Below are 26,977 nucleotides of genomic sequence, written 5' to 3' on the forward strand. Positions count from 1 at the left end.
CGCCGAACCCCGGCCGCGTTGTCAGTCCCGGGTGCGACCATGGCAGACGTCGGGGAGGGCACGGCGGGCGAGGGGGTCAGGGTGGCGGGCGAGGAGGCGGCGGCCGGGCGGACGGCCCGCGTGCGGGACCCGTACGACGTCGGTGCGCCCGTGGGTCGCAGGGCCCGTGACCTGTACGAGCGGGCCGCCCGGTTGCACACCGTCGCCCGGGAGCTGCTCGCCGATCACACCCGCGCCCTCGACGCGGTCCGCTCGGCCCTGGGACCGCTCCGGGACGACCTGGTGGACAAGGAGCTGGAGTCCATCCCGGTCTCCCGGCTCAAGGACGTCACCGAGGGCCGGTTGCGGCTGGCGGCGGTCGAGGCGGCGGGGCTCGCCTCCGTGCGCGCGGTGTACCGGGCGAGCCGGTACGAGCTGCGGCAGATCCCGGGTGTCGGCGCCCAGACCGCCGACCAGGCGCTGGCCGCCGCCCGGCAGATCGCGCGCGCGGTCGAGGAGACCGTCTCGGTACGGATCGACGTCGACCACCCCGAGCCCCGCACCGCGGCCCTGGTCGTCGCGCTGTACCGGCTCGTCGAGGCCGGCCCCGAGCTGCGCCGGGCGGTGGAGACGGCCGGGGAGCTCGATCGCAGGCTCGGCGAGCTGCTGCCCGCGGCCCGCCCGGCGACCGGCCGGCTGCGGCTGGCGGTCACCGGCCGGCGCCGCCGGGAGGCCGCCCTCGCGGCGGTCGCGGAACTGCGCGCGCTGACCACCGAGGCGGCCGAGCAGGACGTACGGCTGCGGCTCACCCAGGCCGCCACCGACCTGCTGCGCGAACCGGCCTCCGAGATCGAGGCGTGGGTCGACTTCGAGCTGCGCTCCGCCGAGTACTACAGCCGGATCGCCGAGATCGCCGAGCACCGCGCGGACGTGGCCGCCGCCGAGGGCTTCGTGCCGTCGGAGCTGGCCGAGCGGGTGCACGCCCAGCCCCTCGACGACACCCACCTGCGGGTGTCGTTGCGCGGCTACCAGTCCTTCGGCGCCCGCTTCGCGCTCGCCCAGCGCCGGGTCGTGCTCGGCGACGAGATGGGGCTCGGCAAGACGGTCCAGGCCATCGCGGCGCTCGCGCACCTCGCGGCGGGCGGGCGGAGCCACTTCCTGGTGGTGTGCCCGGCGAGCGTGCTGATCAACTGGACCCGGGAGATCCGCGCCCGCAGCACCCTGCGCGCCCTGCCGGTGCACGGACCGGACCGGCAGGAGGCCTACGCCGAGTGGCGCGAGCGGGGCGGCGTCGCCCTGACCACCTTCGACGTACTGCACACCCTGCCGGGTCCGGACGGCGTCGAGCCGGGCATGCTCGTGGTCGACGAGGCGCACTACATCAAGAACCCCGAGACCCGCCGTGCCCGATCGGTCGCGGCATGGACCGGCCACTGCGACCGCGTGCTGTTCCTGACGGGCACACCGATGGAGAACCGCGTCGAGGAGTTCCGCACCCTGGTCCGCCACCTCCGGCCGGAGCTGGTCCCCGCGATCCGAGACAGCGACGCGGTCGCCGGCCCGCACGTCTTCCGCAGATCGGTCGCGCCCGCGTACCTGCGCCGCAACCAGCAGGACGTGCTCACCGAACTGCCGGCGCTCCTCCAGGTCGACGAGTGGGAGGAGTTCACGGCCACGGACGCGGACGCCTACCGCGCGGCGGTCGCCGAGGGGAACTTCATGGCGATGCGCCGGGCCGCGTACGCCGACCCCGAGAAGTCCGCGAAGCTCCTGCGGCTGCGTGAACTGGTGGCGGAGGCGGCGGCGAACGGCCTGAAGGTCGTCGTGTTCTCGTACTTCCGGGATGTGCTGGCCGTGGTGCGGGAGGCCCTGGGTGAGGGCGTGTTCGGGCCGATCTCCGGCGACGTGCCCGCCGCCCGCCGGCAGCGGCTGGTCGACGAGTTCACGGCGGCCGATGGACACGCGGTGCTGCTCGGCCAGATCCAGGCGGGCGGCGTCGGTCTGAACCTCCAGGCCGCGTCCGTGGTCATCCTGTGCGAACCGCAGGTCAAGCCGACCCTGGAGCACCAGGCCGTGGCCCGCGCCCACCGCATGGGCCAGGTCCGCACGGTCCAGGTGCACCGGCTGCTCGCCACGGACAGCGTCGACGAGCGCCTCCTGCACATCCTGGAGAACAAGGACCGCCTCTTCGACGCGTACGCCCGCCGCAGCGACACCGCCGACGCGACCCCTGACGCGATCGACGTCACGGACGGCGGCCTGGCCCGGCGGATCGTGGAGGAGGAGCAGGCGCGACTGGCCACGGGCCCGAGAGCCGAGGCGGACGGCTGACCCCACCGACCAGGCCCGACCGGACCGACGCCGACGACCCACGGCACACACCGAAGCCCCCGCCACCGCCGGTCACCCCCCACGGCCGACCCCACCCGCACCCGAGTCACACCCCCGCCACTCCCGACTTCACCCCCGCCCCGCACAACGGCACCACCCCACCCCGCTCCCCGAGCACCCCCTCCCGCACCGCCGCCCAGCAGGCCACCCCGGTCGACTCCACGAACAGTCCCCGTGACGCCAGGTCTCGCTGGGCGTGCCGGATCTGGTCCTCCGTCACCGTCGTGAACCGGCCACCCGACTCCCGTACCGCCCGCAGGATCTGGCGGGCGCGCGGCGGGCGCGGGACGGCGATGCCCTCGGCGAGGGTCGACGCGGACGGGGTCGTCCCGACGAGGTCCTCCGCGCCCTCCTCCCAGGCGCGGGCCAGCGGAGCCACGGTCGCCGACTGGACCGCGTACAGGGCGGGCCGCCGGTCGATGAGTCCGGCGCCGTGCAGTTCGGCGACGGCGAGGGCCGCGCCCAGCAGGAGCGTGCCGTTGCCGACGGGCAGGACGAGGACGTCCGGGAGGCGGCCGCCGAGGTCCTCCCAGAGTTCGTGGACATAGGTCTTGGTGCCGTGCAGGAAGTACGGGTTGAAGACGTGCGACGCGTAGAACGTGCCCGGTGAGTCCGCCGCCGCGCGGGCCGCCTCGGCCGCCGCCTCACGGTCCCCGGCGACGACTTCCAGCCGTGCCCCGTGCGCCCCGATCTGCTCCAGCTTCTTCGCCGACGTGCCCTCGGGGACGTACACCGTGCAGGGCAGCCGCGCGCGTGCGCAGTACGCGGCGACGGCCGTCCCCGCGTTGCCGCTGCTGTCCGCGATCACTCGGCGCGGCTCCAGCCGCAGGGCCAGTTCGGCGAGCAGTACCGCGCCCCGGTCCTTGAAGGACAGCGTCGGCATCAGGAAGTCCAGCTTGGCCGAGACCCCGTGGTCGAGCGGGACCAGTGGGGTGCGGCCCTCCCCGAGGGAGACCGTGGGGGCGCCGAGGGGGAGGGTCTCGGCGTACCGCCACAGTGAATTGGCGCGCCCGGCAAGGGATTTCAGGGGTGCCGGGGTCGGGTGGAAGTCGAGGTCGAGGGGGCCGCGGCAGGCGGGGCAGCACCAGGTGAGCGAACCGCCGGGGACACGGGTGCCGTCCGAGGGGCAGTAACAGTCCGGCAGGGGGGTCATGGACGCAGGGTAGTGGTGACGGTGTGTCATGAACGGTGTGCGGCGCGTTCGTCGCGTCGGTGCAGGGCCCTTGTGCAATTCCTGTGGAGGCCTCAATCTTTCGGCGGGTGCACAGCATCCCCACAGCAAGTTGACATGCTCACATCCAATGCACCATCCATGAGGAGGATCCCTCAGATGGCAGTGATGCGTCAGCGAAGATATGCGGTGCTCGGCGCGGCCGTGACCGCCGCGCTCGCCGCGAGCCTCGTCTCCGCCCTCCCCGCCGAGGCCGCACCCGAAGGCCGTATCCAGTACGAAGGTGCCGTGAACGCGGTCGCCGACAGCTATGTCGTGACCCTCCAGGCGGACACCAGGGCCGGCTCGGCGAAGGGCCGGGCCCTGGCCAAGGCGTACGGCGCCGACATCGAGCGGACCTACACCAAGGCCCTCAACGGCTACGCGATCGAGGCCTCCGCGTCCGAGGCGAAACGTCTCGCCGCCGACCCGGCCGTCGTCTCCGTCGTGCAGAACCGCACCTTCTCCATCGCGGCGACCCAGCCCAGCCCGCCCTCCTGGGGCCTGGACCGCATCGACCAGAAGACGCTCCCGCTGAACAACTCGTACACCTACCCGGACTCGGCCGGCACGGGTGTCACGGCGTACATCATCGACACGGGCGTGCGCATCACCCACAGCGACTTCGGTGGCCGGGCCCGCTACGGCTACGACGCCATCGACAACGACAACACCGCCCAGGACGGCCACGGCCACGGCACCCACGTCGCCGGCACGGTCGCCGGCACCTCCTACGGCGTCGCGAAGAAGGCGAACATCGTCGGCGTCCGGGTGCTGAACAACTCCGGTTCCGGTACGACCGCCCAGGTCGTCGCCGGTATCGACTGGGTCGCGGCGAACGCGGTCAAGCCGGCCGTGGCCAACATGTCCCTCGGCGGCACCGCCGACACCGCCCTCGACACGGCCGTCCGCAACGCCATCGCCTCCGGCGTCACCTTCGCCGTCGCGGCCGGCAACGAGTCGACCAACGCCTCCACCCGGTCGCCCGCCCGCGTCACCGAGGCCATCACGGTGGGCGCCACCACGTCGACCGACGCCAGGGCGAGCTACTCCAACTACGGTTCGGCCCTGGACCTGTTCGCGCCGGGCTCGTCCATCACCTCGACGTGGAACACCAGCGACTCCGCCACGAACACCATCTCCGGTACGTCGATGGCGACCCCGCACGTGGCGGGCGCGGCGGCGCTGTACCTGGCGGCCAACCCGTCCTCCACCCCCGCGCAGGTCTCCTCCGCGCTGGTGGGCCTCGCCTCCACCGGCGTCGTCACCAGCCCCGGCACGGGCTCGCCCAACCGGCTGCTGAACGTGCCCGGCGGCACGGTCACCCCGCCCGGCCCGCGGTTCGAGAACACGGCGGACTACGCCATCACCGACAACTCCACCGCCGAGTCCCCGGTGACGGTCTCCGGCGTCTCGGGCAACGCGCCCGCCGCCCTGGCCGTCGAGGTGCACATCGTGCACACCTACATCGGCGACCTCCAGGTCCAGTTGATCGCCCCCGACGGCACGGCGTACACCCTCAAGGCGTACGGCACCGGCGGCAGCGCGGACAACATCGACACCACGTACTCGGTGAACGCCTCCTCGGAGGTCGCGGCCGGGACGTGGCGGCTGAGGGTCAGCGACAACGCGGCACAGGACACCGGGCGGATCGACGCCTGGGCCCTTCAGTTCTAACCCCTCTCACGGCAGGTCGTCCTCGCGGACGGGCGTCCGGGTCGCTGACCCAGCCCGCCGCGAGGACGAGCCGTGTCCGGCGGTGCACGACCAGGAACCCTCAGCGGCGGTCCCCGTCGGAGGGCTGGACTGCGCGCCCGGGCTGCGGCAAGCGGTTCGTGCGGTCGCGCACGGCGTGGGGGGCGCGGCTGCCGGTGACGGCACGCGGTGCGCCCACCGGCGACCTCGACGCCGACCCGTGGCCCCGGACAGGTGGACCGCCGGGCGGCCCGAGCCCCAGCCTCGGTACCGCCGGGTCCGCGCTGCCGACGTCTCCCGCGCCACCGCGGCTGACTCCTCCGCGGGCACCCCGAGAGCCCGAGCCGGCTCCGCCCCGCCCCGCCCCGCCCGCCCCGTCGCCCCGTCCGCCAGACACGCGAGCGGGGGCCAGACACCGGCCGCCGAGAACACGCTCGCGTCCGCGACGTGCGGCGCCCAGCGGGCGGTCCGCCCGATCACCGCCCGGATCGGGCGGTCGGCCCGTTCACCGCCCGGATCGTCGCATTCGTGACCGCCGTTCCGCCCCCGCTCACCCCGCGCTTACGATGCGCGCAGTCGCACGTGAGTTCTTCACGCCAGTCCGAGCCAGGAGCACGGTACCCGTGTCCATACCCCCGCCCCCCGGCCCCCACCAGCCCCAAGGGCCGTACCCGCCGGGTCCCTACACCCCGCCCGGCCCCTGGGGCTACGGCTACGGCGGCTACGCGCAACCCGTGCCCGTCAACGGCCTCGCCATCGCCGCCCTGGTCCTCGGCGTCCTGTGCTTCCTGCCCGCCGTCGGCCTGGTCCTGGGCCTGGTCGCGCTCAGCCAGATCCGGAAGAGGGGCGAGCGCGGCAAGGGCATGGCGGTCGCGGGCGCCGTGCTGTCCTCGGTCGGCCTGGTCCTGTGGACCCTGTCGCTCACCACCGGCGCGGCCGCCGACTTCTGGGACGGCTTCAAGGACGCCGCGAAGGGCGAGGGCAGCGCCTACTCGCTCAAGAAGGGCGACTGCTTCGACTCCGGCACCGGATCCCTGACGGGCGAGACCTACGACGTCGACGAGGTGCCCTGTGCGAAGGCGCACCACGGCGAGGTCTTCGCCGTCGTCAAGCTCCCCGGGGGCGACTTCCCCGGTGACAGCGCGATCGAGGACACCGCCGAGGACCGGTGCTACGCGCTCCAGGAGACCTATGCCATGGACGCCTGGGCCGTGCCGGAGGACGTGGACGTCTACTACCTGGTGCCGTCCGAGGACAGTTGGTCCTTCGGCGACCGCGAGATCACCTGCCTGTTCGGCAACACCGACGAGGACAAGAGCCTGACCGGCTCGCTGCGCAACGACGCCACCACCCTCGACGCCGACCAGCAGGCCTTCCTAAAGGCCTCCAACGCCCTCGACACGATCCTGTTCGACGAGCCCGAGGACTACGCCGAGGACGACCTGCGGGCGAACACGCACTGGGCGGCCGAGGTCGACACCGTGCTCGGCGAGCAGGCCGAGGCACTGCGCGCCCGCTCCTGGCCCGCCGCGGCCGAGCGGCCCGTCGCCGCCCTGGTGAAGGACATGGAGGACGCCCGCGAGGAGTGGGCGAAGGCGGCGGACGCCGGGGACGTCGACACGTACTACGAGCACTACGACGCCGGCTACGAGTTCGTGGACGGCAAGACGACCGTCACCGCCCGCGAAGCTCTGGGCCTGGCCACGACCGTGCCGTCGTACGACGAGGAGGGCGACGGCGGCGGTGGCGGCGGGGGCGCCGGAGAACTCGATGTGTGATCACCGCTATACCGGGGAGAAAGTGCCTGCGTAAAGCCTGACGCGGGCACATGTCACTACATCGAGTGATTCTCTGGCCTTTGCTTGCGTCTCGGAACCCACGGTTGCCACGCTGTTGCTGTCTGTACAACCTGATGGGAGCGGCCAGTGACATTCGGTGAGCAGCCGGCGTATCTGCGTGTCGCGGGTGATCTCCGCCAGAAGATCGCCAACGGCTCGCTGCCACCGCACACCCGGCTGCCCTCCCAGGCCAGAATCCGCGAGGAGTACGGAGTCTCGGACACCGTCGCCCTGGAGGCGCGCAAGGTGCTGATGGCCGAGGGGCTGGTCGAGGGCCGCTCCGGCTCCGGGACCTATGTGCGCGAGCGTCCCGTGCCGCGCCGGATCGCCCGCTCCGGCTTCCGCCCGGACGGCGGGGCCACGCCCTTCCGGCAGGAGCAGGCCGACGTCGAGGCGCGCGGCACCTGGTCGTCCAGCAGCGCCCAGACCGAGGCGAGCGTCGCCGTCGCCGACCGCCTCGCCATCCGGCCCGGCGACCGCGTGATGTGCACCAAGTACGTCTACCGGGACAACGGCGAGCCGATGATGCTCTCCACCTCCTGGGAGCCCCTCGCCGTCACTGGCCGCACCCCCGTGATGCTGCCCGAGGAGGGCCCGCTCGGCGGCATGGGCGTCGTGGAGCGGATGGCGGCCATCGACGTGATCGTGGACAACGTCACCGAGGAGGTCGGCGCACGCCCCGGGCTCGCCGAGGAACTCCTCGCGCTCGGTGGCGTCCCCGGTCATGTCGTGGTGGTCGTCCACCGCACCTTCTACGCCTCCGGCCGCCCCGTGGAGACGGCCGACGTGGTGATCCCGGCGGACCGCTACCGGGTCGCCTACCACCTCCCGGTGAAGTAGCGCACGCCGCCACGGCAGTTGCCCCCGCCCCCGCCCAACCGGCGGTCCGGGGGGCGGCGTTGGAATCTGGCCGTTCTCGCAGGTCGTCCCGGGCGCGCGTAGACCGCTCTGACCGATGCGTTCCCTGCTCCGCACGGCGCGTTCGATGACGTGCGCCCCCTGCGTTCTGGCTGGTTGCGTACCTCTTTGTGAGAATCCGTATCCGCTGCGTGAAGGTTAGGCGTAGGCTCGGGCATATGCGGAATGCGGTTTCCTTAGCGGGCGGGGCGCGGCGAGGCCCGCGAGCGGAGCGAGACGGGGGTCCCCCCGGCCGAAGGCCGGGGGAGGGGCTCGGACGGGCCGGGGCGGGAAGGGGCGGTGAGGTGCGATGAACGACGGCACGATCACCCTCCCCTGGCTGGTCATACGGCAGGACGACAACGGCAACCGCTACCGCGTGGGCCGGTACGCCACCCGGGCCGAGGCCCAGAAGATCGCGGACAGCCTCGACGACCGCGGACACAGGCAGCTGTACTGGGTCGAGCGCATCGGGCAGAACGGCGGCAGCGCCACCGCGAACTGACCCACCAGTAGGCTCCGGTCCATGACCGAACGGATCGTGGTGGTGGGAGCCGCCCTCCTCGACGCCGGCCGCCTCCTCGCCGCCCGCCGCAGCGCGCCCCCCGACCTGGCCGGCCGCTGGGAGCTGCCGGGCGGCAAGGTGGAACCGGGCGAGACGCCCCAGGCGGCCCTGGTGCGGGAGCTGCGCGAGGAACTGGGCGTCGAGACCGAGGTGGGGGAACGCGTCCCGGGGGAGTGGCCGCTGAGATCCCCCTACGTCCTCCAGGTCTGGACGGCACGCCTGCTTCCCGGCTCCCCTGACCCCAAGCCCCTCCAGGACCATGACGACCTCCGCTGGCTGACCGGGGAGGAGCTCTGGAGCGTGGACTGGCTGGACCAGGACGTGGCGGCGGTCCGGAGTGTCGCCGCTCACCTGTAGCCGACTCGAGCGCGCGGGCAACCGTGCCGCCGCCCCCACGGACCCGCCGCGCCCCACGGGCCTGCCGCCCCCATCGACCCGCCCCCCGCACGCGATCCGTACCCCGGCTCCCGGGCGCCCCGCGATACGCCGTTCGCACCACAACGCGCCTTCACGCGCGGTACCGGGCCCCGGATATCGGGTATGTGCCCATTAACCCCATGAAACCGGACATGGGTGTGGCCGGGGAAGTGATCGGCGTGATCGACACCGAAGGCGGCTGCGCCGAGTGGACCTTTCCCGCGGACCCCGGCGCCGTACGCGCCGCCCGCGCGGCCGTCCGCGGCCGGCTGCGCGCGTGGGACCTGGACAGCGTGGCCGACATCACCGCCCTGCTGGTCAGCGAGCTGGTGACCAACGCGCTGCGGCACGCCACCGGCCCCATCGGCGTACGCCTGGTACGTCCCGCCCGCCTCGGTGACGCCCTGCTGGTCGAGGTCTCCGACCCGCTCCCGGACCCGCCCCGCGAACGGGTGGCCCGACCCGAGGACGAGAGCGGCCGGGGCCTGCAACTCCTCGCCCACTCCTCGCGCCGCTGGGGCACCCGGCCCGGCGAGGCGGGCAAGACGGTGTGGTTCGAACTCACGGTTCCGCGATGAACCGGGGTCGCACCCGGTGTACGGCCCGAGCCGCGCTGTCCACCGACTGGTTCAGGCCACTGGCGGTTGCCGGAGGACGGGGTTCGACAGCGTGTTGGCTGGTTAGAAGACTGGAAGTGTTGTCGCGGTGCGGTCCAAAAAACGCTGGGACCGTGCTGTGATCGTGAACACCGTGTTGTGCGGCGCCGTAGTGCTGGATACTGCGGGCAGCCGCTGCCGGTGACCGGTGCCGGACGCGGTGAGCTGGAGGGGACGGTTCGCGTGAGCGAGATACCAGCGAAGGCCACGGAGTCCGAGGACCCGTCGGGCGGCGCGAGGACGGAGGCCGCGGGTGATGCCGCGGCGGCCGCGACGCCTGACGCCACGGGTGGGACGCACCTGGCCTCCCCCGGGATCCCGGACGGGCCGCCACCGGGCGACGCGATATGGCAGAGCAGTCCGCCCGGCTCGATCTACGACTACATCAAGGTCGCGTCGTTCTCCATCGGCCCGGACGGGCTCGTCGACCAGTGGAGTCTGCGCGCCGAGCAGCTCTTCGGGATCCCCGCCCGGCACGCCGTCGGCATGGACCCCATCGAGGCGTTCATCGACCCGGACCTGCGGGCCCAGGGCCAGCGCAAGATGGCCGAGATCCTGGACGGCCGCGAGTGGACCGGGGTGGTCCCCTTCCGGGTGCCCGCGCCGAAGGCGCCGCACGAGGGCGAGGGCGAGTGCGGTCGCGAGGGCCTCGCCGAGGTCTACGTCATGCCGACGCGGACCGAGGAGGGGGAGAAGGCGGCGGTCTGCATCGTCGTCGATGTGCGCACGCTGCGGAGCATCGAGACCGACCTCGCCGCCTCGCAGGCGATTTTCGGTCAATCTCCCTTCGGATTCGTGCTGATCGACCCCGACCTGCGGGTCCGTCGCGTCAACTACCGATTCGCCTCGCTCTTCGGGGGCAGCCCGGACGACCACCGGGGCAAGGGCGTCCACGACTATCTGCCGCGCGCCGAGGCCGAGCGGGTCACCGCGACCCTGCGCCGGGTCCTGGAGACCGGCGACTCCATCACGGACATGCACGTCACGGGCTTCCTGCCGGGCTCCGACGAGCGCCGCCACTGGTCCATCAACCTCTACCGGGTGCGCAGCGGGTCCGGACGGCCCATCGGCATCGCCTGGCTGGGCACCGACATCACCGCCCGCCGTGCCGCCGCCCGCGAGGCCGCCGCCGCCCGGCGCAATCTCGCCCTCCTCAACGAGGCCGGCGCCCGCATAGGCAACTCCCTCGACCTGGAGACCACGGCCCGCGAACTCCTCGACGTGGTCGTCCCCGGCTTCTGCGACCTGGCCACCGTCGACCTCTACCAGGGACTCCTGGCCGGCGACGAGACCCCGCCCGGCCTCGCCGACGGCAGCGCGGAACTGCGCCGGGTCGCCTTCGCCAGCGCCGTCTCCGACGCCCCCTTCATCGGCTCGGGCCCGCCCGTCTCGGTCGGCGCCGTCCACCACTACCCCTTCAACTCGCCCTGCGCGGACGCCCTGCGCACCGCCCGCCCGCAGTTCATCCCGGCCGAGGAGGGCGGCCTGGTGCAGTCCACGCTGGCCGTGCCGATGGTCGCCCACGACACCGTCGTAGGACTCGTGCAGTTCGCCCGGACCAAGGGCAGCGAGCCGTTCGGGGACCGGGACCGGGATCTGGCGGTGGAGCTGGCGGCGCGGGCGGCGGTCTGCATCGACAACGCCCGGCTGTACCGGCGTGAGCACGAGCGGGCGTTGATGCTCCAGCGGTCCCTGCTGCCCCCGGGCGACCCGGTCGCCTCCGGCCTCGACATCGCCTGCCGGTACCTGCCGGGCAACTCCTCCTCCGACCGCCCCAGCGAGGTCGGCGGCGACTGGTTCGACGTCATCGAACTGCCCGGTCACCGCACGGCGCTGGTGGTCGGCGACGTGATGGGCCGCGGACTTCGCGCGGCGGTGGCGATGGGCGAACTGCGCTCCGCCGTACGGACACTGGCACTGCTGGACCTCGAACCCGCCGAGGTGCTGAGCGCGTTGGACGAGATCGCGCGCGGCCTCGGTGCCCCCGGCGGTGTCCAGCAGGCCACCCGTGCGGCCCGCCGGCCCCGGGAGGCGGACCTGTCCGAGGTGTACCTCGCGACCTGCGTCTACGCCGTCTACGACTCCGTGACGAGAAGGTGCACCTTCGCCAACGCGGGCCATCTGCCGCCGGCGTTGGTCGAACCCGGTGAGGCGGCGCTCATGCTCGACGTGCCGCCGGGCATGCCGCTCGGCGTCGGGGGCGAGCCCTTCGAGGAGGTGGAGGTCGAACTACCCGAAGGCGCCCTGCTCGCGCTCTACACGGATGGACTGGTCGAAAGCCGCGATCACCCCCTGGACGAGGGTCTCCAGGCCTTCGTCGGAGCGCTCACCGACCCCTCCGCCCCCCTGGAGGACGTCTGCGACCACGTCCTCAACACCCTCGACAGCCACCACGGCGAGGACGACATCGCCCTGCTGATGGCCCGCGTCCAAGGGCTGCCCGCGAACTCCGTGGGCGACTGGACGCTGCCGCGCGAGCCGCGCAGTGTGGGACGGGCCCGGGAGCACGCGCGCGGGCAGTTGCAGTCGTGGGACCTGGAGGCGCTGGTCGACACGACGGAGCTGCTGGTCAGCGAGCTGGTGACGAACGCGCTGCGGTACGGCGAGGGCGAGATCAGGCTGCGGTTGCTGCTGGACCGGACGCTGGTGTGCGAGGTGTGGGACTCGGGGTTGGTCCAGCCTCGCCGCCGCCGGGCGCGGGACACGGACGAGGGCGGGCGCGGGTTGCAGCTCGTGGGCCTACTGAGTGCCGCGTGGGGCTCGCGCCGGACGCCGCGGGGCAAGACCGTGTGGTTCGAACTGCCGCTGCCGGACGGGGAGACCGGACTCACGGACCCCGCGGAGGCGTTGCTCAGCCTGTTCTGAGACCGCCTCCGGAGGGGGCGCCTGCCGCGCCCTCCCCCGCGCCCCTAGGCGGCGTCCGTGCCTGTGCGGCGGTCGCGGGTGCGTGGGCCTCCGAAGGCCGCGGGGGTGTGGGCGTCCAGCAGGACTCCGCCCAGCACGGCCCCCGCCACCCCGCTCTCGTGTTCCTCCGCCGGGTTCCCGTGCACCCGTACGTCCTGCTCGGCCAGGCCACGGGCCTCCCGGGCGCAGGTGTCGGCGGCGGCGGGGTCCGTGCCGAGGAGCCGTCGCGCCTCCGCCAGGCGGGTGCGGGCCGCTGCCCCCACCGCCGCCCGGTGGGTGCCGATGAACTCGTCCGCGGCTCTCGTGCCGGACCGGGCGACGAGCCGGGCGGCATGGCCCAGGACCCCGGCGGCCGGTGCCGCGCCGAGGGGCGCCGCCGCCCGCACGATCCGGCGCAGGGCGTCCAGGGGGTCGTACGGCCCGGCGGTCAGCTCTCCCCGTACGGCGCCGAGGACGCCATCGGCGTGGCGGAGCCGGGCGCGCAGCTCCCCGGCGGCCGTCTCGGCGCTGTCCTCCCGTACGGCCGCGAGCCGTGCCTCCGCGCCGGTCAGCGCGGCCGGGACCAGGGCCTCGGCGGCCGCCAGGTCCGCGCCGAGCCTCTCGACGGCGTCCAGGAGGACGGCGGCCTGGGCGATGGCGCCCTCGGCGGCACGCAGCGAGGCGGCGGCGATGTCGGGTTCCTGGCGGTCGGCGCACTGGCGGGACTCGTTCAGGCGGAGGGTGGCGAACACCAGGCGGTCCTTGGCCTGTTCGGGGTGGCCGGTGACCTGGGCGGTGGCGGAGGGCGCGTAGCGTCGGCGCAGTTCGGCCAGGAGGCTGTCCACCGCGCGGGTCCGGCCGGTCAGCGTCCGGAAGCGGTCCTCGGCGATCTCCAGGGCCTCGCCGACCCCCCGCTCCAGTGCCCGCAGCCGGTCGAGCCCGGCCACCTCCCCGTCCAGCCGCCGTCCGGCCTCCTCGCACCGCCCGACGATCCCGGCGAGCGCGTGCCGCCGGGCCGCGGGCTCCTGCGGGATGCCGTCGTCGTACTGCTGCCGCATCCGGAACGCGGCCGTCAGCTCGCCCTCCGCGTCCCGGACCGCCGCCGCGAAGGGCGTGACGGCCGTCTCCCCGAACCGTGCCCCGACATAGCCGAGTTCGGTACGGCTGGTGCGGACGCTGTCGTCGGCGGCGACCAGTGAGGCGCGGGCCCGTTCGTCGAGGGCGTCGAGGTCGCCGGGGGGTGGGGTGGCCGGTCGGACGGGGGCGCCGCCGGGAGTGGTCCGGGTCCGGGCGCGCCGGGTCCGCCGGAGATACGCGTAGCCCGCCACGACACCCGCGGCGCCCACCGCACCCAGGGGGAGGACGAGGTCGGCGGCCGAGGAGTCCTCCGGCGCCTCCTCGCGGGCGACGGTCCGCGCCGGGGGCCCCGCGACCACGGCACCGTCGCCGGACGTCGTCCCCGGCAGCACCAGCCACAGCACCCCGGCCAGCCCGCCCACCACGGTGTGGGCCACCCGCACGGATATGTGCGAGGTCGCGCGCCGCGGCCGGCCCCGGAACAAGGATGACGTCACATTTCGGAGCGTATGAGCAGGAATGCGGCGGCGCGACCGGGGCGCGTCAGGGGTGGGGCGCCGGAGACACGGCGGGGGCGGCGGGGTCACGGCGCTGAGCGCCGGGAACCGACCCGCCGGCGGGGGCCGGGGTCACGAAGGCCTCCTCCTGATCTTCGAGCCCAGCCACACCAGTGGGTCGTACTTGCGGTCGACCGCCCGTTCCTTCAGGGGGATCAGCGCGTTGTCCGTGATCTTGATGCCCTCGGGGCAGACCTCCGTGCAGCACTTGGTGATGTTGCAGTAGCCGAGGCCGTGTTCGTCCTGCGCGGCCGCCTTGCGGTCGAGGCCGGTGTCGGCGGCCGCGTCCAGCGGGTGCATGTCCAGCTCGGCGACCCGCATCAGGAAGCGGGGTCCGGCGAACGCCGGCTTGTTCTCCTCGTGGTCACGCACCACATGGCAGGTGTCCTGGCACAGGAAGCACTCGATGCACTTGCGGAACTCCTGCGAGCGGTCCACGTCCTCCTGCATCATCCGGTACTCGCCGGGACCCACGTCCCGCGGCGGCACGAACGCCGGGACCTCGCGCGCCTTGTCGTAGTTGAAGCCGACGTCCGTGACGAGGTCGCGGATCACCGGGAAGGCCCGCAGGGGGGTCACGGTGATCGTCTCCTCCCGTGTGAAGACCGACATCCGGGTCATGCACAGCAGCCGGGGCCGCCCGTTGATCTCCGCCGAGCACGAACCGCACTTGCCGGCCTTGCAGTTCCAGCGGACGGCGAGGTCGGGGGCCTGGGTGGCCTGGAGGCGGTGGATGATGTCCAGGACCACCTCGCCGTCGTTCACCTCGACCGCGAAGTCCTCCAGGCCGCCGCCGTCCACGTCGCCCCGCCACACCTTGAAGCGGGCCTTGTAGCTGCTCACTCGTACAGCTCCTCTTCGGCGAGGTACTTGACCAGCTCCTCCTTGTCGAAGAGGGCGAGCAGGTCCGGGCGGATGGGGTCGGTGGTCTCCCGGCCGAGGTCGATCTGGCCGCGCACCGGGTCGGTGGCCGCCAACCCGCCGGTGGGATCGGTCAGCCGGCACAGCAGGTTGATCCGGCGCCACTTGCGGTCCATCGCCGGATGGTCCTCGCGGGTGTGGCCGCCGCGCGACTCGGTGCGCTCCAGCGCGGCCCGGGCCACACACTCGCTGACCAGCAGCATGTTCCTGAGGTCCAGGGCGAGGTGCCAGCCCGGGTTGAACTGGCGGTGGCCCTCGACTCCGGCCCGCCGCGCCCGTACCCGCAACTCGGCGAGCTTCTCCAGGGCCTGCTGCATCTCGGGCTCGCGGCGGATGATGCCGACGAGGTCGTTCATGGCCTGCTGGAGCTCCTGGTGGAGGGTGTAGGGGTTCTCCGGCGGGCGCCCGGCCGTGTCCTGCGGTTCCCCGGGCCAGGGGCCCTCCGCGGAGAAGGGGCGCAGTGCCTCCGCGGCGGCCGCGTCGACCTGGCCCTCGTCCACCCGGGGGCGCTCGAAGGCCAGGGCCGCCGCGTACTCGGCCGCGTGCAGTCCCGCCCGGCGGCCGAACACCAGCAGGTCGGACAGGGAGTTGCCGCCGAGCCGGTTCGAGCCGTGCATGCCGCCCGCGACCTCGCCGGCCGCGTACAGCCCCGGCACGTTCCGGGCGGCGGCGGTGTCGGAGTCGACCGCGACCCCGCCCATGACGTAGTGGCAGGTGGGGCCGACCTCCATCGCCTCCGCGGTGATGTCGACGTCCGCCAGCTCCTTGAACTGGTGGTACATCGACGGCAGTCGGCGCTTGATGACCTCGGCCGGCATCCGGGTGGAGACGTCGAGGAAGACCCCGCCGTGCGGGGAGCCGCGGCCCGCCTTGACCTCGGAGTTGATGGCGCGGGCCACCTCGTCGCGGGGCAACAGCTCAGGAGGACGGCGGTTGTTGTCCGGGTCCTCGTACCAGCGGTCGCCCTCCTCCTCCGACTCGGCGTACTTCTCCTTGAAGACGTCCGGGACGTAGTCGAACATGAACCGCTTGCCCGCGGAGTTGCGCAGCACCCCGCCGTCGCCGCGGACCGACTCGGTGACGAGGATGCCCTTCACCGAGGGCGGCCAGACCATGCCCGTGGGGTGGAACTGCACGAACTCCATGTTCAGCAGGGGCGCCCCGGCGAGCAGGGCCAGCGCGTGGCCGTCGCCGGTGTACTCCCACGAGTTCGACGTCACCTTGAAGGACTTGCCGATGCCGCCCGTCGCGATGACCACGGCCGGGGCCTCCAGGACGAAGAAGCGGCCGGACTCGCGCTCGTAGGCGAAGACGCCGCTGACCCGGGAGCCGTCCTTCAGGACGCGGATGACGGTGCACTCCTGGAAGACCTTCAGACGGGACTCGTAGTCGCCGGTCTCCTTCTTGTCCTGCTGCTGGAGCGAGACGATCTTCTGCTGGAGGGTGCGGATGAGCTCCAGGCCCGTGCGGTCGCCGACATGGGCCAGGCGCGGGTACTCGTGGCCGCCGAAGTTGCGCTGGGAGATCCGGCCGTCCTTGGTGCGGTCGAACAGCGCGCCCCAGGTCTCCAGCTCCCAGACCCGGTCCGGGGCCTCCCGCGCGTGCAGTTCGGCCATCCGCCACTGGTTGAGGAACTTGCCGCCGCGCATGGTGTCGCGGAAGTGCACCTGCCAGTTGTCGTGCTCGTTGGCGTTGGCCATCGCCGCCGCGATGCCGCCCTCGGCCATGACGGTGTGCGCCTTGCCGAACAGCGACTTGCAGATGACGGCCGTGCGCGCGCCCCGCTCACGCGCCTCGATGGCGGCGCGGAGGCCGGCGCCTCCCGCGCCGACGACCACGACGTCCCACTCCTGGCGGTCGACCACGGACATCAGCAGGCATCCCCTTCAGAAGAAGCGCGGGTCGTCGAAGACACCGGAGGCGACGAGATAGACGTAGACGTCGGCCAGGGTGACGCTCGCCAACGACGTCCAGGCCAGCAGCATGTGACGGGCGTTCAGGTTTCCGACCCACCGCCACAGCCGGTAGCGCACCGGATGCCTGGAGAAGTGCTTGAGCTGACCGCCGACGATGTGCCGGCAGGAGTGGCAGGAGATGGTGTAGGCCCAGATCAGCACGATGTTGACCAGGAACACCAGGGTGCCGAGCCCCATGTGGCCCCACTCGTAGTGCTCGTCGCGGAAGGCGAGCACGGTGTCGTACGTGAGGACGCCCGCCACCAGCACCGCGGCGTAGAAGAAGTAGCGGTGGGTGTTCTGAAGGATCAGCGGGAAGCGGGTCTCGCCGGAGTACTTCTTGTGCGGCTCGGCCACCGCGCAGGCCGGCGGGGAGGCCCAGAAGCCCCGGTAGTAGGCCTTGCGGTAGTAGTAGCAGGTCAGCCGGAAGCCGAGCGGGAAGACCAGGATGAGGATCGCGGGCGACAGGGCCCACCAGCCGCCGAAGATCTCCCAGTTGGGCCCGCCGCGCATGGGTGCGCAGCGTTCCGCCAGACAGGGCGAGTAGAGCGGCGAGACATAGGGCGCCGCGTAGTAGTCGGCGTCGGCGAAGGCCCGCCACGTCGACCACACGACGAAGACGAGCAGCCCGGCGGCGGTGGCGGCGGGCGCCAGCCACCAGCGGTCCGTCCGCAGATGCGGGGCGTCGATCGCGGCGCGCGTACCCGTGCGTACGCCGCCGCTCCTCGGTTGGGGTTCCGTACCAGTGGCCAACTCATGACTCCGGTCGGGTTCAGGGGGCGTGGCGGTCGCGGGCGCCGAGTCCCTCGTCGTCCGAGTCCGTCCAGAGGGTGTTGTCGTACGGGGTGTCCGGGATGGAGACCAGATCGGGGCGCTGGGCCTTGGCGAGCGCGGGATCCGCCTCCCTGAGCAGAGCGAGGCTCTCACGCAGGCGGTCGGCGTCGATCCGGACGCGGCGCATCTCCAGTCCGCCGCTGCCCAACTGCTGTTCCAGGCGTTTGACATACCGGAGCAGTTCGTCGAGACAGCGCTGGGCTGATGCCAGTTCGTCGTGCAGGGCCATGACGTGACCTCGCTTAGGGGCGGGAACGTTCATGTGCGCCTGCGAGTGTTGCGCGTCACACCCGCGAATGTGAAGGCGTCTGCACGGATTGGCGGATCGTGAGCCCGGGTGCGCGCCCCCCGTACGCCCTGGATTGCGCCGCACGGGTGGGCTTCGCCGCGCCCCTCGTCGTGTCGCCGTCCGCTGCCGAACCCTTTCCTCTTCAGTGGCCGCATACATCTGATCAGCTCCATATACCGCCAAACGTGATCCAAACCGGCGGCCCACCCCCGGAGGTATGCGGCATGTCCCACGACGGCGTCGGACCCAGGCCTTCGCGTGGCACGGTCATGCGCTCGGTCGCCTTCCTCACGGCGGGGGCGCTGACCGTGCCCGCGCTCGCCGGATGCAGCTCCGAGGACCCGGCCGGCAGACCACTCGCCGACCAGGACATCGCCCCCGCGGCCCGCGCCCTGGTGGCCGACGGCGGCACCCTGCGCTGGGCCGTGGACTCGGTGCCGGAGACCCTCAACACCTTCCAGGCGGACGCCGACGGCACCACCACCCGGGTCGCCCAGGCCGTCCTGCCCGCCCTGTACCGGCTCGACGCCGACGGGCGCCCGCAGGCCAACCCCGACTACCTGGAGAAGGCCGAGGTCGTCGAGACCGAGCCCAAGCAGGTCGTGCTGTACAAGCTGAACCAGCAGGCGGTGTGGAGCGACGGCCGGGAGATCGGCGCCGCGGACTTCGCCGCCCAGTGGCGCGCCCTGTCCGGCAAGGACACCGCGTACTGGACGGCCCGCAACGCCGGCTACGACCGCATCGAGAAGATCGAGCGGGGCGCCAACGACCTGGAGGTCAAGGTCACCTTCGGACGGCCGTACAGCGACTGGAAGTCGTTGTTCTCGCCGCTGTACCCGAAGGACGTCATGGGCACCCCGGACTCCTTCAACGACGGGGCCCGCAAGAAGCTCAAGGTCACCGCGGGGCCGTACCGGCTCAAGGAGGTCGACCGCAAGGACGACGAGGTCACCCTCGACCGCAACCCGCGCTGGTGGGGCCGCCCCGCCAAGCTCGACGAGATCGTGCTGCGCGCCGTACCGCGCGAGCAGCGGGCCGCCGCACTGGCCGCGGGCACCCTCGACCTGGCCGAGATCGACCCCGAGTCGGTCAAGCGGATCACCCTCGCGGCGCAGCCGCGGAGCCGTACCAGCAGCACCCCGCTGATGGGTCCCGGCCACGACCTCGGTGCCGCCGACTCGCTGCGCTCCTGGGCCGTGGCCAACGGCTCCGACGAGGAGGCCGCGGACGAGGAGACGACCGCCCGCAGGAAGCAGCAGAAGGCGGTCAGCGGATACGCCCGGCAGCAGCAGGCGCTGCGCGGCTTCGAGGTCCGCCGCTCCCTGGAGCCCGCCTACACCCAGCTCGCCCTCAACGGCGCCGAGGGCCCCCTCGCCGACGAGCGGGTCCGCCGTGCGGTGGCCCGCGCCCTGGACCGGGAGGCCCTCGCCTCGGCCGTCCTCACCCCGCTCGGGCTGCCCGCCGAACCGGTCGGCAGCCACCTCGCCCTCGCCGGCCAGGCAGCGTACGCCGACAACAGCGGCGCCCTCGGCGGCCAGGACGCCAAGGAGGCGCAGGCCCTCCTCTCGGACGCCGGGTGGGTGCGGGGCGGCCCGGTGAAGAAGGACAAGAAGGGCGAGAAGGCGGCCGGCGCCAAGGGCGAGCGGGCCTCGGAGGGCGGCGACGACGGGACGTACATCGTCGGCGAGGACGACAAGGCGCGGCGCGAGGCGGACCGGGAGAAGAAGCACGCCCAGGGGGAGCGCCGGAGCGGGAAGAGCTCCAAGCACCTCGCCCAGGACGGCAAGCAGTACACCAACAAGCTGCGCCGGGGCGGGGCGCCGGGCGCCTACGCCCCGCGGGGCACCGCGGCGCCCGCGAACACCGCGGAGGGCGTGCTCGCCAAGGACGGCAAGGCGCTGACCCTGCGGTTCGTCCTGCCGTCCGGGCCGGGCTCGCAGGCGCTGCGCACGGTCGCGGACCGGATCTCGGCCATGCTCGGCAAGATCGGCATCCGCACCCGGATCTCCAAGGTCGAGGACGAGAGCTACTTCAAGGACCACATCGCCTCCGGCCAGTACGACCTCGCGCTCTACTCCTGGCCCGCCTCCGCCTTCCCGGCCACCGACGCCCGCCCGATCTACGCCAAGCCGGTCCCGGCGGCCGACGGCTCCCTGAACGTCGAGCAGAACTACACCCGGGTCGGCACCGACCAGGTGGACCAGCTCTTCGACCAGGCCGTCGCGACGCTGGACGAGGAGGAGAGCCGGGACCTGATCCGCAAGGCCGACTCCCGTATCTGGGCGGCGGCCGGGTCGATCCCGCTGTACCAGCGGCCCCAGCTGACGGCCGCGCGCAAGACCGTGGCCAACGCCGGCGCCTTCGGCTTCCAGACGCCGGTCTACGAGGACATGGGCTTCCTGAAGAAGGGCCGGGGCCCGGCCGCCGGTCCCACAGGGAAGTAGGGGATCATTCCCCACGTCGTACGACGTGGGGAACAGGAGCGACGGGGATGCGTGCTTGGGTGGCGGGGGCGGCGACGGTGGCCCTGGCGGCGGGGCTGACGGGCTGCGGCGGCTCGGAGGAGCGGGCGGGTTCCTGCGCGGACGGGACGTACGCCTGGTCGGGTGTGCGGCACACGGAGAGGCTGACCCGGCTCGCCGACCCCGTCGTGATCAAGAAGAGGACGGACTCCTACAAGGTCCGGCTCAGGTCCGCCGACACCGTGACGTACTCCACCACCGTGAGCCCCCGGCCGCCCGGCGCGGGCACCTCCGGCGTACTGGCGGCGCTCGGCAGGCACCTGAAGGCCGAGGAACCGCTGGGTGACGTGAGTGACCGGGTGAACCCCGGGCTGGACACCTACTACGAGGTGAGGACCGGGGGCCTCCAGGGGGCGTACTACGCCTGGAACGCCCTGAAGCTGGTCGACGCCGACTTCACGTACACCTGTGCGAGCGGCGGGCCGGTCACGGGGCACGTCCGGACCTGGGAAGGGAGCGAGACCGGCTTCCTGTCCTGCGCCGACGCACCCCGCACCGGAGCCGCCGCCCACGAGGCCGCCGTCCGCAGCTGCCCCACCGGATCACGGGCCGCCGAGGCGGTCTGAGGGGCCTGTGGAGGCCACCCCTGTCAATGACACGTACCATGGGGTGAGGCCGTGGCATGTACAGCCCGGCAGGGTCCGCGTAACACAGATGTACGCGTCGGCCCCTTCCTCACACTCCGGGAGTACGCCACACATGGCTGTGACCTCAACGCGTCACGACATCCGCAATGTCGCCATCGTCGCCCACGTCGACCACGGAAAGACCACCATCGTCGACGGCATGCTGAAGCAGGCCGGTGCCTTCGCCGCCCACCAGCTCGAAGGCGTCGACGACCGCATGATGGACTCGAACGACCTGGAGCGTGAGAAGGGCATCACGATCCTCGCCAAGAACACGGCGGTGAAGTACCACCCGAAGGACGGGGGGGACGTCATCACCATCAACATCATCGACACCCCCGGCCACGCCGACTTCGGTGGCGAGGTGGAGCGCGGTCTGTCCATGGTCGACGGCGTCGTGCTGCTCGTGGACGCCTCCGAGGGTCCCCTCCCGCAGACCCGCTTCGTGCTGCGCAAGGCGCTCCAGCAGCGGCTGCCCGTCATCCTGTGCATCAACAAGACGGACCGGCCGGACTCCCGGATCGACGAGGTCGTCAACGAGACCTACGACCTCTTCCTGGACCTGGACGCGGACGAGGAGCAGATCGAGTTCCCGATCGTCTACGCCTGCGGCCGTGACGGCATCGCCTCGCTGACCAAGCCGGAGAACGGCACGGTCCCGGCCGACTCCGACAGCCTGGAGCCGTTCTTCTCCACGATCCTCCAGCACATCCCGGCCCCCACGTACGACGAGGAAGCGCCCCTCCAGGCCCACGTCACCAACCTGGACGCCGACAACTTCCTCGGCCGTATCGCGCTGCTCCGCGTCGAGCAGGGCGAGCTGCGCAAGGGCCAGACCGTCGCCTGGATCAAGCGCGACGGCTCGATCAGCAACGTCCGCATCAGCGAGCTGATGATGACCGAGGCGCTCACCCGCAAGCCCGCCGAGAAGGCCGGCCCGGGTGACATCTGCGCGGTCGCCGGTATCCCGGACATCATGATCGGCGAGACCCTCGCCGACCCCGAGAACCCGATCCCGCTGCCCCTGATCACGGTCGACGAGCCCGCGATCTCCATGACCATCGGCACCAACACCTCGCCGCTGGTCGGCCGCGGCGGCACCGGCAAGGGCGCCGACGCGAAGGCCGCCGTCAAGGACCGCAAGGTCACCGCCCGCCAGGTCAAGGACCGTCTGGACCGCGAGCTGATCGGCAACGTCTCGCTGCGCGTGCTGGAGACCGAGCGCCCCGACGCCTGGGAGGTCCAGGGCCGTGGTGAGCTCGCGCTCGCCATCCTGGTCGAGACCATGCGCCGGGAGGGCTTCGAGCTGACCATCGGCAAGCCGCAGGTGGTCACCAAGGACGTCGACGGCAAGGTCTACGAGCCCGTCGAGCGCATGACCATCGACGTCCCCGAGGAGCACATGGGCGCGGTCACGCAGCTCATGGGTGTCCGCAAGGGCCGCATGGACAACATGTCGAACCACGGTTCCGGCTGGGTGCGCATGGAGTTCGTGGTGCCCTCCCGCGGTCTCATCGGTTTCCGGACCGAGTTCCTGACCCAGACCCGCGGCACCGGCATCGGGCACTCCATCCACGAGGGCTTCGAGCCCTGGTTCGGCACCCTGCAGACCCGTAACAACGGTTCGCTGGTCGCCGACCGCGCCGGCGCCGTCACCGCGTTCGCGATGACGAACCTCCAGGAGCGCGGCGTGCTGTTCGTGGACCCGGGCACCGAGGTCTACGAGGGCATGATCGTCGGTGAGAACTCGCGCTCCGACGACATGGACGTGAACATCACCAAGGAGAAGAAGCTCACGAACATGCGGTCGTCGTCGGCCGACTCGTTCGAGGCGATCGTCCCGCCGCGCAAGCTCTCGCTTGAGCAGTCGCTGGAGTTCTGCCGCGACGACGAGTGCGTGGAGGTCACCCCGGAGGCCGTTCGCATCCGCAAGGTGAACCTGGACGCCCGCGAGCGGGCCCGCGCCGCGAGCCGCGCCAAGCACGGCTGAGAACCCGTCGCCTGAAGCCCGGGTGCCCCCATCTTGGGGGCACCCGGGCTTTTTGCAACCGGTTTTCCGCCGGATCATCGTGCTCCCGCGGTGAGCGATGTCCGTAATGCGGAGATCCACGCCCGATACACATGTAACACGTCCGTTTCGCGGCCTTCTCCCGCCAGACGGTTTGTCCAAATTTCGGAAGATGTACGCGCCAGCTGTGACTGAATCGAGATTTAAAGACGGTGGTCGCCAGTTGGCTCATGGCAGATAGTTAGCCGCGTAGCGCTCGGGTCAATGGGTCTCGCGCCGTGGGGACGGCGCCGACTCGCGAGCACCAGGGGGTGCCTGACCCTCCGTCAGGGGTGTCGGAGGAAAGGCATGTACCCCCTCCTGTTGGTGAACACGTGAAGTCATGAGGAGGAGTCCCATGCGCGGTGTCACAAGCACCAGGTGGGTCACAGCGTCCGCAAGTGCCGGCAACCGCGCCTCGGCGCACGGCGATTGGCTCTGAAGGGCCACGCCCTTCCCCCTACGCGCGTCCGGCTGCGGGTTCTCCCGTTCGCCGAGTGGCGCCGCTGACGCTTCTTCATGATCCGAAACGCGATCGCGCACACCTCGCGCCGGTCGCCGGTTCGGCACACCCACACCTGTGAAATGGGCGAACTGTGACAAGTCCTATCGACATCGAGGGCGGCGGTACGTCGGTCGTCGTCGACGGCGAGCAAGCGCCGAAGGCGAAACCGGAGGAGGCCAAGCAGCTGCAGGGCCGCTCTCCCGGCCAGTTGATGTGGATCCGCTTCAAGCGCGACCGCACCGGAGTGATCTCGGCGTACGTCGTGATCTTCTTCTTCGTGGTCGGCCTCGCGGCCCCGCTGATAGCCAAGCTGTACGGCAAGAACCCGTACACGGTGTACGCGGACGAACGCCCCGAACTCTTCGACAGCGCGGGTGTGCCGATCCAGCCCAACGGCGGGATCAGCGGCGAGTTCTGGTTCGGGCTGGAGCCCGGCAACGGCTACGACGTCTTCACCAAGCTGATCTACGGCATCCGCAACTCCCTGATGATCTCGCTGGCGGTCACCGTCGCGACCGTGCTGACCGGCATCATCCTCGGTGTCGCCGCCGGCTATCTCGGCGGCCGGACGGACAACCTGATCAGCCGGGTCATCGACTTCCTCCTCGCCTTCCCGGCCCAGCTGTTCTTCATCGCGAGCATGCCCGTCGTGGTCTCGCTCTTCGTGAGCCCCCGCGACGAGACACCGGTGTACGTCCGGGTGGTGGCCCTCATCGCGGTGCAGTGGTTCCTGGGCTGGATGAGCCTGGCGCGCATCCTGCGCGGCACCACACTCGCCCTGCGAGAACGGGAGTTCATCGAGGCCGCCAAGGTCAGCGGGGCGTCTCCGACGCGGATCATCCGCAAGGAGATCCTGCCCAACGTCGTCACGCCGATCCTGGTGCAGTCGACGTACATGCTCCCCAACTTCGTGACCGCCGAGGCCGGTCTGTCCTTCCTCGGTGTCGGAATCGTCGAACCGACGCCGGACTGGGGGCAGATGTTCTCCAAGGCGTCGACCGAACTCGTGATGCAGAACGACATCACCTACATGTTCTTCCCGGGCATCTCGATGATCATCTTCATCGTGGCGTTCAACCTGCTCGGGGACTCGGTCAGGGACGCCTTCGATCCCAAGACGGCACGCTGACCGCGCAGTTGTGGGCATCCTCGCCCGACACAGACCGGATGGCACGTCCTATGCCGGTCCGCACTTCAATTCGCACCGGTGACAGTCGCACCGGTGACACAAGATGGGTGGAATCTGAGTGATGGGTAAGGGTGGACGCCGCGCGTACGCCGCGCTCTCACTGCTGGCGGCGGGGGCTCTCGTGCTCACCGGTTGCAGCGAGGGTGGCAGCAAGGGCAACGACAACGACAAGCAGGACAAGGAGAACGCCGAGCGGCAGCAGTCCGGCATCACCTTCGGCGACGCCAAGGCCTCGACCGGCCCGGCCGCCGAGATAGCCGGCGCCAAGGCGGGCGGCTCGGTCACCGTGCTCCAGCGGGACAGCTTCGCGCACCTCGACCCCGGGCAGATCTACGTCTCGGACGAGATGGCCCTGTCCCAGCTGATCCACCGCGGTCTGACCAGCTACAAGCCGACCAGCGACGACGGCCAGAAGCACGAGGTCGTCGGCGACCTGGCCACCGACAGCGGCACGACCACCGACGGTGGCAAGACCTGGAAGTTCACGCTCAAGGACGGGATCAAGTGGGCCGACGGCGCCACGATCACCGCCAAGGACGTGCGCCACACCTTCGAGCGGCTCTTCGCGCCGTTCGTCTCCAACGGCCCGACCTACATCCAGCAGTGGATGGCCGACACCCCGGGCGCGGAGTACCGCAAGCTCCTCCCGGACGGCCCCTTCAAGGGCAAGCACCTGCCGGACACCGTCCTGCAGACGCCGGACGACAAGACGATCGTCTTCAAGTTCGCCAAGGCCCATCCGGACCTGCCGTACGCGCTCGCCATGTCCGGCTACTCCGTCGTGTCGCAGAAGAAGGACACCAAGGAGAAGTACGACAAGGCCCCGATGACCGCGGGTCCGTACAAGATCTCCGAGTTCAAGTCCGGCAAGTCGATGACGCTGGTCAAGAACACCAACTGGGACCCGAAGACCGACGCGGTCCGCCACCAGTACGTCGACCAGTTCAACTTCGAGTTCAACAAGCAGTTCGAGGACTCCACCAAGGCGATCCTCGACGACTCGGGCGCGAACTCGACCGCGATCAGCTTCACCAACCAGGTCGACGCGGGCAACCTGACCAAGGTGCTCAAGGACGGCGCGCTGAAGTCCCGTACGGTCTCCGGCTACCAGCCGTACGTGGGGCAGATGAACATCAACCTGTCCCAGCCGGAGATGCAGTCCAAGGAAGTCCGCGAGGCCATCGCCTACGCCCTGCCGATCACGCCGTTCGTGCGTGCCTTCGGCGGCACCGACGCCATGGAGGTCGCCGGCGGTCTCATCAGCCCGACCGTCTCCGGCTACGACCCCAAGTTCGACCCCTTCGGCAAGAAGGCCAAGCCCGCCGGTGACCCGGCCAAGGCCAAGGCCCTGCTGGAGAAGGCCGGCAAGACCGGTCTGAAGCTGACCTTCGGCTACATCAACACCCCCGAGGGCCAGCAGTACTCCACCGCCATGGCGGCGGGCCTGGAGAAGGCCGGCTTCGACGTCCAGCGCCAGGAGATCCCGGCCGAGACCTACTACGACCAGGTCAGCAAGGTCAAGAACAACTACGACATCTACCACACCGCGTGGGGTGCCGACTGGCCGAGCGCCTCGACCGTGATCCCGCCGCTGTACGACGGCCGCCAGATCCAGGACGGCGCCTCGAACTACTCGCACATCGACGACCCCAAGGTCAACGCCGACATCGACGCGGCCGGTGCCCTCACCGACCCGGTCAAGGCGGCCGACGCCTGGAACAAGATCAACGAGTACATCGTGAAGGACGTCGTCTCCAACATCCCGACGGCGTACTACAAGCAGACCCAGATCGCCGGCTCCAAGATCGGCGGCCTGGTGTACGACGACGTCATCGGTGGCGTCGACCCGCGCAGGCTGTACGTGAAGTAACCCGTCCAAGCGGCGCCGGTCGCGCCCCCTCCCGTGACGGGACGCGACCGGCGC

At 71.5% G+C, this 26,977-nt stretch carries 19 protein-coding genes; 13 read left to right on the forward strand and 6 right to left on the reverse strand.

From position 1 onward, the window contains the following. Window positions 1–39 precede the first annotated feature (39 nt). Window positions 40–2,310: a DEAD/DEAH box helicase gene (locus ACH41F_RS25920; protein WP_398837737.1), complete on the forward strand. Its 2,271-nt coding sequence runs from the start codon at window positions 40–42 to the stop codon at window positions 2,308–2,310. Window positions 2,311–2,416: 106 nt separating this feature from the next. Here ACH41F_RS25920 and ACH41F_RS25925 read toward each other — a convergent pair whose 3' ends face one another. Then, entirely contained in the window at window positions 2,417–3,523 is a 1,107-nt protein-coding gene (locus tag ACH41F_RS25925) for a pyridoxal-phosphate dependent enzyme (protein WP_391243625.1), read from the reverse strand. A gap of 177 nt (window positions 3,524–3,700) precedes the next feature. On the opposite strand from ACH41F_RS25925, the gene ACH41F_RS25930 reads away from it, so the two are divergent. The 7 genes from ACH41F_RS25930 to ACH41F_RS25960 all read left to right on the forward strand — a co-directional run bounded on the left by ACH41F_RS25930 (window position 3,701) and on the right by ACH41F_RS25960 (window position 12,513). Beyond that, window positions 3,701–5,257 (forward strand): S8 family serine peptidase, encoded by a 1,557-nt coding sequence (locus ACH41F_RS25930; RefSeq protein ID WP_391243628.1) that lies wholly within the window; start codon window positions 3,701–3,703, stop codon window positions 5,255–5,257. 641 nt (window positions 5,258–5,898) lie between these two features. Beyond that, window positions 5,899–7,053, forward strand: coding sequence for a DUF4190 domain-containing protein (locus tag ACH41F_RS25935; RefSeq protein WP_398837739.1), 1,155 nt, complete (start codon window positions 5,899–5,901; stop codon window positions 7,051–7,053). A gap of 147 nt (window positions 7,054–7,200) precedes the next feature. After that, window positions 7,201–7,953, forward strand: a complete 753-nt coding sequence (locus tag ACH41F_RS25940; protein ID WP_391243634.1) for a GntR family transcriptional regulator — start codon at window positions 7,201–7,203, stop codon at window positions 7,951–7,953. A 367-nt stretch (window positions 7,954–8,320) separates the two neighbouring features. After that, the gene (locus ACH41F_RS25945; RefSeq protein WP_391243638.1) at window positions 8,321–8,515 is read left to right on the forward strand and encodes an SPOR domain-containing protein; all 195 of its coding nucleotides are present in this window, start codon (window positions 8,321–8,323) and stop codon (window positions 8,513–8,515) included. A 21-nt stretch (window positions 8,516–8,536) separates the two neighbouring features. Further along, on the forward strand, window positions 8,537–8,932 hold the full coding sequence (locus ACH41F_RS25950) for an NUDIX domain-containing protein (RefSeq protein WP_391243641.1): 396 nt from the start codon (window positions 8,537–8,539) through the stop codon (window positions 8,930–8,932). Window positions 8,933–9,132: 200 nt separating this feature from the next. After that, window positions 9,133–9,570 (forward strand): ATP-binding protein, encoded by a 438-nt coding sequence (locus tag ACH41F_RS25955; protein WP_398837740.1) that lies wholly within the window; start codon window positions 9,133–9,135, stop codon window positions 9,568–9,570. Between the two features lie 261 nt (window positions 9,571–9,831). After that, window positions 9,832–12,513 (forward strand): SpoIIE family protein phosphatase, encoded by a 2,682-nt coding sequence (locus ACH41F_RS25960; protein ID WP_398837741.1) that lies wholly within the window; start codon window positions 9,832–9,834, stop codon window positions 12,511–12,513. A 44-nt stretch (window positions 12,514–12,557) separates the two neighbouring features. Here the strand turns inward: ACH41F_RS25960 and ACH41F_RS25965 are convergent, their stop codons facing one another. The 5 genes from ACH41F_RS25965 to ACH41F_RS25985 all read right to left on the reverse strand — a co-directional run bounded on the left by ACH41F_RS25965 (window position 12,558) and on the right by ACH41F_RS25985 (window position 18,104). Continuing rightward, window positions 12,558–14,105, reverse strand: coding sequence for a hypothetical protein (locus ACH41F_RS25965; protein ID WP_398837742.1), 1,548 nt, complete (start codon window positions 14,103–14,105; stop codon window positions 12,558–12,560). Between the two features lie 132 nt (window positions 14,106–14,237). Further along, complete coding sequence (locus tag ACH41F_RS25970) at window positions 14,238–15,008, reverse strand: succinate dehydrogenase/fumarate reductase iron-sulfur subunit (protein WP_391243654.1); 771 nt, start codon at window positions 15,006–15,008, stop codon at window positions 14,238–14,240. Further along, on the reverse strand, window positions 15,005–16,957 hold the full coding sequence (locus ACH41F_RS25975; protein ID WP_398837743.1) for a fumarate reductase/succinate dehydrogenase flavoprotein subunit: 1,953 nt from the start codon (window positions 16,955–16,957) through the stop codon (window positions 15,005–15,007). Before ACH41F_RS25975 ends, ACH41F_RS25970 begins: the two co-directional genes overlap by 4 nt. Window positions 16,958–16,972: 15 nt before the next feature. Further along, the gene (locus ACH41F_RS25980; protein ID WP_398837745.1) at window positions 16,973–17,794 is read right to left on the reverse strand and encodes a hypothetical protein; all 822 of its coding nucleotides are present in this window, start codon (window positions 17,792–17,794) and stop codon (window positions 16,973–16,975) included. Between the two features lie 19 nt (window positions 17,795–17,813). Continuing rightward, window positions 17,814–18,104, reverse strand: coding sequence for a hypothetical protein (locus tag ACH41F_RS25985; RefSeq protein ID WP_391243663.1), 291 nt, complete (start codon window positions 18,102–18,104; stop codon window positions 17,814–17,816). A gap of 284 nt (window positions 18,105–18,388) precedes the next feature. Here ACH41F_RS25985 and ACH41F_RS25990 point away from each other — a divergent pair, with 284 nt between their 5' ends. From ACH41F_RS25990 to ACH41F_RS26010, 5 genes are all read left to right on the forward strand, one after another. Further along, window positions 18,389–20,608 carry an ABC transporter family substrate-binding protein gene (locus tag ACH41F_RS25990; RefSeq protein ID WP_398837747.1) on the forward strand — a complete coding sequence of 740 codons (2,220 nt, stop codon included), beginning with the start codon at window positions 18,389–18,391 and terminating at the stop codon, window positions 20,606–20,608. A 47-nt stretch (window positions 20,609–20,655) separates the two neighbouring features. Next, window positions 20,656–21,252: a hypothetical protein gene (locus ACH41F_RS25995; RefSeq protein ID WP_398837748.1), complete on the forward strand. Its 597-nt coding sequence runs from the start codon at window positions 20,656–20,658 to the stop codon at window positions 21,250–21,252. A gap of 133 nt (window positions 21,253–21,385) precedes the next feature. Further along, complete coding sequence (typA, locus tag ACH41F_RS26000; protein ID WP_391243673.1) at window positions 21,386–23,302, forward strand: translational GTPase TypA; 1,917 nt, start codon at window positions 21,386–21,388, stop codon at window positions 23,300–23,302. Between the two features lie 653 nt (window positions 23,303–23,955). Continuing rightward, a complete protein-coding gene (locus ACH41F_RS26005; protein WP_391243677.1) occupies window positions 23,956–24,993 on the forward strand; it encodes an ABC transporter permease subunit in 1,038 nt (345 codons plus the stop codon). A gap of 121 nt (window positions 24,994–25,114) precedes the next feature. Beyond that, complete coding sequence (locus ACH41F_RS26010) at window positions 25,115–26,923, forward strand: ABC transporter substrate-binding protein (protein WP_391243679.1); 1,809 nt, start codon at window positions 25,115–25,117, stop codon at window positions 26,921–26,923. Window positions 26,924–26,977: the final 54 nt, after the last annotated feature.

Source organism: Streptomyces sp. NPDC020489, assembly GCF_044386545.1.
GTDB lineage: Bacteria > Actinomycetota > Actinomycetes > Streptomycetales > Streptomycetaceae > Streptomyces.